The organism is Vibrio thalassae, assembly GCF_900089835.1.
In the GTDB taxonomy this organism is placed as follows: Bacteria; Pseudomonadota; Gammaproteobacteria; order Enterobacterales; family Vibrionaceae; genus Vibrio; species Vibrio thalassae.
In genome coordinates, this window is sequence record NZ_OANU01000163.1 from 1 (window position 1) to 10,189 (window position 10,189).

Genomic DNA, 10,189 nt, shown 5'->3' on the forward strand with positions numbered 1-10,189 from the left:
GCGGTTCTTCAGAAGCCTAAAGACAGAATGGATACCAGTGTCGGGTTATCGGAGCTTTAGCGAAGCAAGGGAGCATATAACTCGTTACATTACTGGTTATTACAGCCAACTCAGACCCCATCAGTATAACGGCGGGCTGACACCCAATGAGTCTGAACGACTGTATTGGAAAAACTCTAAAACTGTGGCCAATTTTAGTTGACCACTACATAAGTCAGCTTTAGCACAAATGGTTAACAGTAGTGTCTCCACAAGAACAATCGGGTGTTGAGTTATTACTGGAACCTATGGCATTTGAGCCAGCTAAGTTGTATCAACAATCTCTGAAAGAGGCAGGTATCCCTTGGACCTCATTTGCCGTTGATAATATTGCTGAAGAATACCAAAGACTGTCAGCTCTTGGCGTTGAGTTCTCCATTGCTCCGAGAGAGGCGGGCACAGTGATGATTGCTGTCCTCGATGATACGTGTGGTAACTACATTCAGCTGATGCAGGAAATGTAACACGAATCTACTTTCAGCCTACATGAGTGAAAAAAGGGACCTGACTCAGGTCCCCTTAAATTAATCCGCTTAGCCTCTCGCTTTATTGCTATAACGATTTTAGCTAATAATTCGGCATTTTATTGTATCGAGAATCTTTTAGTGCTTCTTTCACACGCTTTAGATTGTCTCTAAAACCAGAACCTCGACGTAAAGTGAAGCCTGTTGCTAATACATCGATGATAGTCATCTGCACGACGCGACTTGCCATAGGCATATAGACATCAGTGTCTTCAGGGACATCAACGGTGATAGATAATGAACTCGCTTTATCTAGCGGTGAGTCTTTCGCAGTCACAGCGATGACTGTTGCTCCGTTTTCTCTCGCAAGATGAGCAATTTCAACCTGGCTCTTTGTACGACCCGTGTGGGAAATCAGTACAATGACGTCGTTGTCAGAACAGTTGATGCAGCTCATACGTTGCATGACGACGTCTTCGTAACAAGAAATTGGGATATTAAAACGAATAAATTTGTTTTGGGCATCACGAGCAACCGAGGACGAGGCACCTAACCCGAAGAACGAAATTCGCTTGGCTTGCGTTAACAAGTCAACGGCACGATTTATCTGCATTGGGTCTAGGCTATTTTTTGCCACGTCCAAGCAGGCCATTGTTGATTCGAAAATTTTATGGGTATAAGCATCTGGACCATCGTCTTCTTCGACATTACGGTTCACATAAGGGGTACCGTTTGCCAAACTTTGTGCTAGGTGCAGTTTAAAGTCTGGGAAGCCTTTGGTATCTAAACGACGACAAAAACGGTTAACGGTCGGTTCACTAACGTCTGCCATTTTAGCAAGTGTCGCAATGCTTGAGTGTATGGCAGTCTGGGGGGACGCCATAATAACTTCAGCAACCTTACGTTCTGATTTGCTGAAGTTCTCTAAGTTCTTTTGGACTTTCTCTAGTGTATTCATAGTGTTCACAGGGTAAAGAGAACAACTTGTTGGCGTATTCTATTAGTGAATAGCGAAAGGTAATTTCGCCAACCTCAATCTAATATTGAGTTCTTATAGTACGTTAGAAATACGCCAACTCCATATTCTCAGTATAAACGAAGCGGCATACGAGCTGTAACAAAAGCTCGCATGAAATCTTTAGAATATGACAGGCATCAAACAAAAAAATGGAAGAAAAAAACAATTGGAGAAAAAACAGCCAGAAATAGCCAGTTTCTAGCTCGTTTTTGCCGTATTACTCCCACAAAACAGAAAGAAATTTTCATGAATTCGAGAATGAAAATTGATTTTACTTCCTGTTGTTAGCCTTGGGTAATGTCGAGCGATAGCTGTTCAAGCCGCGCCATCAGGTTAGGTGCAGTTTTCGCGATCTCTCTCTGTTCTTCAAGTACTGAGCTCAACACGTCTTTTGTGGTCAGTGGATTGGCTAACACGACTCTAAATACAATTGTGTCATGTATGCTCCACTGGATTGGGTTAAGTTGCGTACGGGAGACAAAAGAGAGCCCAGTTTCACGTTGTTTCTTTTGAATGACTTTGGTCAACTCGTTCAATAGCTTATGAAGTTCTGTCGTCTGCTCGTGTGATGCACACACTAGTGCATCGCGGACGTATTTTGGCACATAGCGATAGGTGAGTAGGCATAGCTCCGGCTCGCTGACGAGCTCAAAGTCGTCTTGTTGCTTAATTAGATCGGCAAAATAACGCGCTTTTTCGATGCTTTGATTGATCAATAATTCGTAACCAGGACGACTGATTATATGCATCGCAGCATACACCAACATTGCCATGCCTGAGCGTGAACCTTCCAAAGTGTGACTGCCTAAATCTTTTGAACCTTTACGCAAGATATATTGGGCATGATGCTCAATACTTTTCATTGCGTCTGGATTTTTAAAGAGCACCATGCCAGCGCCCATAGGAATATAGAGCTGTTTATGTGCATCAATGGTTACAGAGTCAGCGAGTTCAATACCGTCCAGCAACGAGCGATATTTAGCTGACATTAAAGTTGCTCCGCCCCAAGCCGCGTCAACGTGAAAGTGGCAGGACTCTTGTTGGCAGATTTGCGCAATTTCTCTTAAAGGGTCAACATTGCCAGTTTCAGTGGTACCAGCGACACCAATAACAGCAAATGGCTTGATGTTATCTTGTTTGAGCTGAGCGAATTTAGCTCGCAGATCATCAGGGCAGATGCGGTTGTGGCTATCGGTTTTAACAGCAACCAGACCCTGTTGACCAATACCCAGTACATCAGCAGCTTTTTTCAGCGAATAATGGCCACGTTCAGAGACCAGAACAGCGAGTCCCTCGTACCCATAGTGCTTCATCGCTCTAAACAATCCTTCTTTTCCCACACCAAGGAACTGACCTTGTGCTTTCAAAGCATTGTTTCTAGCAACCCATAACGCTGTGATATTGGCAATCGTACCACCGGAGCAAAACGCACCAAGAGAATGGTTGGCGCTGTGCATCCATTGGTTATAGAAAGTCTCGGTCTTGCCATAAATCAGTTTATGAAGCATTCCGAGGACCTGACGCTCTAATGGCGTGAAGGCTTTTGAGGTCTCAATCTTCACTAAGTTTTGATTTAAAGCGATCATAATTTTCGACAATGGCATCAAGAAATAAGGTAATGCCGACGTCATATGACCAATGAAGCTTGGTGAAGAGGTGTGTACCGAGTGAGAGACCAAAGTATCAAGAAGGTATTCAGTGTGATCCGAAACAAACGCGGGCTGTTCAGGAATAACGGCACTAGAAAAGTCCTTTTCAATTTCATGTAAAGGCTTTTCTTCTGCCACTATGTGCTCACGCAAAAACTGGTTTAAGTTTTTGGACAATCCTTCTTCTATTTGGGTCAGAGTTGAATCTGGTCCTTCAGGGATAGTGAAGATTCGAAGAAGGCTTTCGAAGCTGACATCAGCAATTTTCTGCTCAGATACCATACCGTTATCTACTATTATTCCGTTACTGCAAGCGGCACAATCTAAACCAATTGGCGGTGATTGTCTCGCAAAAATTGGGATGGAAACCTAATTTTCATCGCGTTGCAAACATGAAATTGTCTGTGTGGTTAATTAAAACGCAAAAAGCTGGCCGATGGCCAGCTTTTGGTTATCAGTTAAACCGCTACTTACATTCAATCATTTCTACTTGCTGAATAGAGGTATTGTATTTGTTCAAGGCAGTATCGATTTTCTTTGGATGACTCAACAAGTCCGCAAATGCACTACGTAAATCGTAGTTTTTTTCGTGAGGTTTTGCTTGACGGTCGGCAAAGCTCTTAGCGGCAGCTTGACCTAACATGTCATTACGTTGTGCGAGTGCTTTTACATCTTGTTGTTCAAGTTGCAACCAACTTTCAATTGAGCGTTCTGTCGCTACTTTTGTGGGTTCATTCGCTAAGTAGTAGTGAACAGCTTCACGGTTGAGTTCAAAGTGGTTTTTTCTACCTTCCAGGAACCATTGTCCAACACCTTCCAGCTCTGGGTACTGTTGAGTGGTAAGAGTCACGAGGTCATCATACCATTGGATAGAGGCATCGATGTAGGCATCGTATTTTTTCTCTAGGCATTGCGTGTCAGCTGAAAATGAGGAAAAAGAGGTTCCGACGAGCATTGCTGCGATAAGCCATTTTTTCATTATTTGGTCCTTTGAATTGGGCTAACTCTGTTATTTAAGTCTTTATTGTTGTTTTGAGAGCGGAAGCATAGCTGAAAAACGGCTACTTTCCTGCGATCTAACCTGCAAGTGATACAAAAAATAACATCATTACGGGTACCAGCAAGCTCAGAATAAAGCCACTAACAATGGCAACGGGTACACAGCGTACGCCCCCAGTGCTTTGGATGACTGGTAGCGTGAAGTCCATCGCTGTTGCACCAGCATAACCGATAGCGGTACACGGCTTTTTAGTAATCAAAAGTGGAATAATGACGAGCGCTACCAGCTCTCGTAACAGCTCTATCATAAACGAGGCGCCACCGTAGACTGGACCAAACGCATCGCCCATTAGAATGCCGGCAAGTGAATACCACCCGAAGCCGGATGCCATAGCGAGTCCTTTATAAACAGAAATGTCTAGAATCGCCGCAGCGATGGCGCCACCAATCAAAGAGCTGGAAATGATAATGAGGGCGATGGCCATACCTTGTTTGTTGACTAATATTTGCCTTAGTGTCAAGCCGCTGTTTCTCAGCTGAATACCGATAAAAAACAAGAGAATTAAAAGTATCCACTCGCTTGCGGTTTCTACCCAACCTAGGCCTATTGGCAACAATAAGCCGACCACTAACCCTGAGCCAACCACTAAAATAAGCTTCAGTGATTCCAGCGCCATTACAGATAATGGGAGGTGACTTGTCAGACTTTCCGTCCTAAGTGGTAAAACTCGGTCAACGAATGGCAAAGAGATAAGGTTGCATGTGCCTATGGAGACAAAGAACACCAATGTCATTGAGACAATGGTTTTTAAATTACTGCCAAAGTCATCTAAAGCGGCAAGGCTGAGTCCCATCAAAAATAGAATGATATAAATCAACCATGACGTTGCTTTATTCAAGGTATCGAGCAACGATTTGTTGTTAATTGAAAAGAAATAGCCGATGACTAGCGGCGTAAAAATATACAGCATCCCTGAGAACATTGACGCGACGATCCTTCGTAATAATTAGCGTATGCGGTATTGTGAGAGGTTTACTTCACAAAAACAAGAGCGAGATAGGAGATTGCTCTCCTACATACCTGCCGAACGGATGATTTCTGACGTTTTCGCTTTGAATTCCTGATCAGACATCGTCGTTAGTTTATAAAGCACTTCAGCTCCGTCGACGTTGATCTCTACTTCGTGCTCTTCTAGCGCTTCATGATCTTGTTTTCTATACAGCAAAACATGATTGGCAATCCTTGCAATGTCTAAGTAAGACACTTCTGGACGTTCGAGAGTTTTTGGTTGATTAGAGGCAACCTCGATAAAGTCGTTATCAAAACCCCAAGTTCTCAACACCTGTTCACTAGTAATTGGGCAGCGTGAGTGGAAAATCTGCATCGCTAGGTTAGAGTCGAGGTAGTTTCCTCTCTCTAAGTAAAGGTGGTATTCATTCACCAAGCAGAACAGTCCAATGTCGGCGAGGAAACCAACCAATAGCGCTTTTTCTTGTTCTAGATATTGATAACTGGTTGGTGCGTGATCTTGAAAAGATTGAGTCACTAAAACCATAGTGGCGGCAAGCTCTCTAGAAACAGCAGCACTTTGCACTAAAACATCTTTGCATTCATCGGTTAGATTTACGGAATGCTTAAGAAGCTCAATTGATTGAGCGGTAACAATATCACGGACACGGAGGATGCCTAAACGAGAAACGGCGGTATTGAGATCCTTACAGGTGATATTACCTCGATTAAAGATGACAGAATTGGCCACTTTTAAAACGATGGCTGCCAGTCCTGGATCTTCCAATAAGCAGTTCGCAATGTCTGAAATCCCAGTGGAGTCTAATGGGCACAGTTTTTGAATTTTTAAAACAACTTCAGAGATCGGAGGAAGAGAGATTTTTCCGGTGTTGATGGATTGTTCAACAAGCTCAGCAAATTCAGTTTCCAAGCTTTCTATAAATAATTGTTGGTTGTCTGGTAACCAGTAAAATGATAAGTGGTTCATAAGATTTCGACAGCAGAAGATAGAAGGTCAGTTTACCCGTCACTCTTTATAATTGACAATAACCTAAGTGCCAAAATGTAGTCTTAGGTCAATTGTTTGACGTTTGAAACACCATTCAATTAGAAAACATAAGTGTAACTGATTGTATAACGTCATTGGTGTGAAGTGACTCGCAAAGCCTCTTTGTTTAAATAGCACAATTGTGATGTTGAGCCAGACTTATTTTGCATTGTGAACTATTATAATTACATATATAACAAACGGAGCTGTCGCTGTTTATATTGACAGACTCTAACTATTATTTTTCGCATTTATCCGCTGCTATTTCTGGTGATCGTATTAATCGGGGTAAAAGATTAAGGATCAAAGGAAATGATAGAGCAATCTTTTTACGACTACACAACTCAATTTGGTATCTCTCAAAAACGCTCGATGTTCGGTGGCACAGGGCTGTTTAAAGACAGCGCCATGTATGCACTTATCAGTAATGATAGGGTTTTTATTCGTGGTGGCTGTTCGCTTGACGAAACACTACAAAATCTAAATTGTGAGAAGTTTAGACACGTTAAAAAACAGTCTACGGCAACCGTTAACTATTACGACATTACAAGGTTGTTTCAGCAAAACGCGTCGATTCTGGCTGAGCTAGTTCAACGATCTATCGCTAATTCGGTTGAATACCATTCAAACAAGAAATCCGTCGAAAATAGAAGGCTAAGGGATTTGCCTAATATGCAGTTGACACTTGAGCGTATGGTGAAGAAATCCGGTATTGAAGATGTGAAAACCTTCTTGGAGTTGGGCGCGCCACATGTTTTCAATAAAGTAAAAAGAACGTATGGCAACGATGTGGATATCAAATTGTTGTGGAAGTTCGCAGGTGCCGTTGAAGGAATACACTGGAAGTTGATTCAAGACCCTCGCAAGCAACAGTTATTGCAGTATTGTTCTGAAATCGATTAAACAACCAGTATTGTGCAGTAATGCCGTTCACTTAGGTGGACGGCATCGTTTCTCTCTCTATTCCTATTAGCAAATTTTCATTTATCGAATAGCAGCTTGTATGATCAACCCTAGCAAGCAACCTATTCATTCAATAAGCAAAAGGTTTGTAAGTGTTGTAACTTGAATGAGTTGTAATCGTTCGTGTTCTCAGGGATTAAGTGAAGCGCATATAAAAACTCGATATAGTGTCTATCGAGTTTTTATAAAGTGGCATGAACATGCCATTGATCTATCGGTTACAGTCTCAATTGCTCAGCGTTAGAGCGTGAGCTCTCTTAATTTGTGTGTGTTTATGAATTAAATGCCAAAATCGTAGCCTTTATAGATATCGGACAGTGTTTTAGGTTTCTTGCTACGTTGAGTACTTGGAGTAGGGTGATACTCGTGTTTAATCGCATCAGCGTGTGCTTGCGCAGACTTCATGAATTCAGGGTCGGCCATCGCTTGTTTGCGAAGCTCATTGATGCGTTCTAGTTTATCTTGCAACATAACTACACCTCATGAATTGCTGTATGTACAACCAGTATAGCTAATGCTGTGTGAATATCCAGTACTTTGTTTTTAGCTAACTATAACGATTAGCTGAGGGCTTCAAATTGGCTAAATGCGTAGCGCTTTGCGTGTGCTGAACATTAGGTAACAGACTTCAAAAAGAGGCTTCAATAATTAGGCAAATGTAAAACCGGCTAATGCCATTGAGTGTGCCCGAATGCTCACAACTAGGACAAGGATGAAATCTCCTATACTCAATTCTTTCGACGGGTCTAAACGAAAAAGAAGCGTGTTTTTAAACCTAATCGTAGCGAATGACGTCGAAAACGCAGTACATGATGTTAAGTTTCATGAAAATTACCGTTAAAAGTCGACACTTTTCTGTACTCAAATGTGATTTACATCAAATAACGATCAATCGGGCGTTGTTCGAAATTCATACGATTTAACATTTTATATGAGTCCAGTCGCATTGCTATGGTAATAGTGGTAAGTAAAGGAATTGTTGATATTAATTTTGCTGAATACCATAAAATACGTATTACAACTTACTGATAAAAATAAGTGTTTACTCGAATCTAATGAATGGCTACCTGCTATTTTGGGATACAAACCACGCCATTGAATTGATTTTTGACAGAGATGATTTTCTATTTATTCATTTCAAATGCATGAAAAATGTTAAAGTTTGTGACAAGAAAGAGATGTATGTATAGTCTCTGGCCACTGACCAAATGTGTCCAAATGTTTCAATGGATGCAAGTTAAGGAGACTTATAAGAATGATCACGAATGACGCCGTCATTATGGGCTTACTTGCTGCTATTCTTGGTGGGGTATTTATCACCGAGAGCAGCAACAATCCCTATTGGAGAAAGTTCTACTCTTTTGTCCCAGGTCTGTTGCTGTGCTATTTCCTCCCATCTTTACTCAACACGACGGGCATTATTGATGGCTCTGAATCAAAGCTCTATTTTGTTGCTAGCCGATACCTTTTACCTGGTGCATTAGTTCTGCTGATCATCTCAGCAGATTTAAAGAAGATTTTTGGGCTAGGCTCGAAAGCGGTAATCATGTTCTTGACAGGGACGGTGGGCATTATTATTGGTGGGCCTGCGGCTATCGTAATTCTAGACTTTATTAATCCAGATCTCGTATCTGGTGATGTATGGCGTGGCCTAACAACAGTAGCCGGCTCATGGATCGGTGGCGGCGCAAATCAGGCGGCTATGAAAGAGGTGTTTGGTGTTAGTGATAAGCTGTTCTCTGCAATGATCACCGTCGACGTTATCTGTGCCAATATTTGGATGGCTATACTGCTGATCATGGCAGGACGTCAAAAGAAAATGGATGCTTGGCTTAAGGCAGATACTTCTTCTATTGACGAGTTAAAAAGGACGGTCGCGAAATACGAAGAAGAGAATGCTCGCCCAATCACAACAACAGACATGATGAAAGTGGTCGCTATCGCCTTTGGTCTAACAGGTCTTGCCCATTTTGGTTCTGATCTGATTGCCCCTTGGATTGCTACTAATGCACCAGAGTTGGAAAAATACAGTCTGACCTCTGGCTTTTTCTGGCTTATCGTTCTCGTAACGACGTTTGCATTGATCGCATCTACGTTCAAACCGGCACGCACACTAGAACATGCTGGCGCATCAAAAATTGGTTCGGCATTCATTTATATTCTGGTGGCAACGATCGGTATGCAAATGGATGTGACGGCGATTTTAGATAATCCGGGTTACTTCTTTATCGGCATCACGTGGCTAACAATTCACGCATTGCTGATGATATTTGTCGCTAAACTCATTCGTGCGCCACTGTTCTTTATGGCAGTGGGCAGCCAAGCCAACGTTGGTGGTGCAGCGTCCGCGCCTGTTGTGGCGGCAGCTTTCCATCCATCATTAGCACCGGTAGGCATTTTGATGGCTGTACTTGGCTATGCATTAGGTACTTATGGGGCATATATATGCGGCCTCATGATGCAAGCCGCTGTCGGGGTGATGGGATAATTCACCGACAGCACCTAATTCGAGGCAGTGCGTAGCAGCACTGCTTTTTTAGTTTTGTGTGTCAAACGTTTCGATATTTCTCCTATTTACTGTGTGTAAAAAACGGCTCATCTAATATAGGAAATATAAATAATTTTCATCGTTCAACATAACCTCTTGCCTTACCAGCCATTTTACGACAATGTGATGAATAGTTATTCAATATTCACAAGCAGGGAGGCTTATGAAACCTCAACTTAAACCGCAAAATCCTAATTTCTCTTCTGGACCATGTAGCAAGCGTGTGGGTTATGAACTCACTCAACTGTCGGATAGGCGGCACCTGTTACCAGGTGCCTCCCTCCTCAGAACCGTACGTGCAACTTTCACTGCATACGGCTCAAGCCTCCACAAAGGCACCGTTAAGCACCCAGTAACAATTACCTTTGCGATACACACACAAAGCTTTAAAACTGTCCCAATGGCCACTTAATGAGTAAGAAACCACGGTTCGTTGTCAGAAGACGCACTAA

At 42.4% G+C, this 10,189-nt stretch carries 10 protein-coding genes and 1 pseudogene; 5 read left to right on the forward strand and 6 right to left on the reverse strand.

Features of this window, described 5'->3' with window-relative positions; translation table 11 throughout:
* Nucleotides 1-202: integrase core domain-containing protein (locus VTH8203_RS23200; protein WP_158296147.1), on the forward strand; the 202-nt coding region annotated here is incomplete at its 5' end.
* 22 nt (nt 203-224) lie between these two features.
* A pseudogene (locus VTH8203_RS23205) lies at nt 225-503 on the forward strand (VOC family protein); the annotation flags it as partial.
* A gap of 103 nt (nt 504-606) precedes the next feature.
* Here the strand turns inward: VTH8203_RS23205 and VTH8203_RS23210 are convergent.
* From VTH8203_RS23210 to VTH8203_RS23230, 5 genes are all read right to left on the reverse strand, one after another.
* A complete protein-coding gene (locus VTH8203_RS23210) occupies nt 607-1,461 on the reverse strand; it encodes a MurR/RpiR family transcriptional regulator (RefSeq protein WP_006074735.1) in 855 nt (284 codons plus the stop codon).
* Nucleotides 1,462-1,805: 344 nt separating this feature from the next.
* Nucleotides 1,806-3,452: a pyridoxal-dependent aspartate 1-decarboxylase PanP gene (gene panP / locus VTH8203_RS23215; RefSeq protein ID WP_096995738.1), complete on the reverse strand. Its 1,647-nt coding sequence runs from the start codon at nt 3,450-3,452 to the stop codon at nt 1,806-1,808.
* Nucleotides 3,453-3,636: 184 nt separating this feature from the next.
* On the reverse strand, nt 3,637-4,149 hold the full coding sequence (locus VTH8203_RS23220; protein WP_096995739.1) for a hypothetical protein: 513 nt from the start codon (nt 4,147-4,149) through the stop codon (nt 3,637-3,639).
* Nucleotides 4,150-4,246: 97 nt separating this feature from the next.
* Complete coding sequence (locus VTH8203_RS23225; protein ID WP_096995740.1) at nt 4,247-5,152, reverse strand: LysO family transporter; 906 nt, start codon at nt 5,150-5,152, stop codon at nt 4,247-4,249.
* Between the two features lie 90 nt (nt 5,153-5,242).
* Nucleotides 5,243-6,166 carry an HDOD domain-containing protein gene (locus tag VTH8203_RS23230; RefSeq protein ID WP_096995741.1) on the reverse strand — a complete coding sequence of 308 codons (924 nt, stop codon included), beginning with the start codon at nt 6,164-6,166 and terminating at the stop codon, nt 5,243-5,245.
* Between the two features lie 372 nt (nt 6,167-6,538).
* On the opposite strand from VTH8203_RS23230, the gene VTH8203_RS23235 reads away from it, so the two are divergent.
* The gene (locus tag VTH8203_RS23235; RefSeq protein WP_096995742.1) at nt 6,539-7,129 is read left to right on the forward strand and encodes a TfoX/Sxy family DNA transformation protein; all 591 of its coding nucleotides are present in this window, start codon (nt 6,539-6,541) and stop codon (nt 7,127-7,129) included.
* Between the two features lie 339 nt (nt 7,130-7,468).
* Here the strand turns inward: VTH8203_RS23235 and VTH8203_RS23240 are convergent, their stop codons facing one another.
* Nucleotides 7,469-7,660, reverse strand: coding sequence for a hypothetical protein (locus VTH8203_RS23240; RefSeq protein WP_096995743.1), 192 nt, complete (start codon nt 7,658-7,660; stop codon nt 7,469-7,471).
* 784 nt (nt 7,661-8,444) lie between these two features.
* Between VTH8203_RS23240 and VTH8203_RS23245 the strand changes: the two genes are divergently transcribed.
* Both VTH8203_RS23245 and VTH8203_RS23250 read left to right on the forward strand, forming a co-directional pair.
* On the forward strand, nt 8,445-9,677 hold the full coding sequence (locus VTH8203_RS23245; RefSeq protein ID WP_096995744.1) for a DUF819 family protein: 1,233 nt from the start codon (nt 8,445-8,447) through the stop codon (nt 9,675-9,677).
* Between the two features lie 223 nt (nt 9,678-9,900).
* Nucleotides 9,901-10,149: a hypothetical protein gene (locus tag VTH8203_RS23250; protein ID WP_096995745.1), complete on the forward strand. Its 249-nt coding sequence runs from the start codon at nt 9,901-9,903 to the stop codon at nt 10,147-10,149.
* Nucleotides 10,150-10,189: the final 40 nt, after the last annotated feature.

Bases quoted from the DNA above. Each gene is read 5' to 3' on its own strand.
- VTH8203_RS23240 (WP_096995743.1), bottom strand. From the start codon at position 7,660: ATGTTGCAAGATAAACTAGAACGCATCAATGAGCTTCGCAAACAAGCG.
- VTH8203_RS23220 (WP_096995739.1), bottom strand. From the start codon at position 4,149: ATGAAAAAATGGCTTATCGCAGCAATGCTCGTCGGAACCTCTTTTTCC.
- panP (WP_096995738.1), bottom strand. From the start codon at position 3,452: ATGGTATCTGAGCAGAAAATTGCTGATGTCAGCTTCGAAAGCCTTCTT.
- VTH8203_RS23235 (WP_096995742.1), top strand. From the start codon at position 6,539: ATGATAGAGCAATCTTTTTACGACTACACAACTCAATTTGGTATCTCT.
- VTH8203_RS23230 (WP_096995741.1), bottom strand. From the start codon at position 6,166: ATGAACCACTTATCATTTTACTGGTTACCAGACAACCAACAATTATTT.
- VTH8203_RS23250 (WP_096995745.1), top strand. From the start codon at position 9,901: ATGAAACCTCAACTTAAACCGCAAAATCCTAATTTCTCTTCTGGACCA.
- VTH8203_RS23245 (WP_096995744.1), top strand. From the start codon at position 8,445: ATGATCACGAATGACGCCGTCATTATGGGCTTACTTGCTGCTATTCTT.
- VTH8203_RS23210 (WP_006074735.1), bottom strand. From the start codon at position 1,461: ATGAATACACTAGAGAAAGTCCAAAAGAACTTAGAGAACTTCAGCAAA.
- VTH8203_RS23225 (WP_096995740.1), bottom strand. From the start codon at position 5,152: ATGTTCTCAGGGATGCTGTATATTTTTACGCCGCTAGTCATCGGCTAT.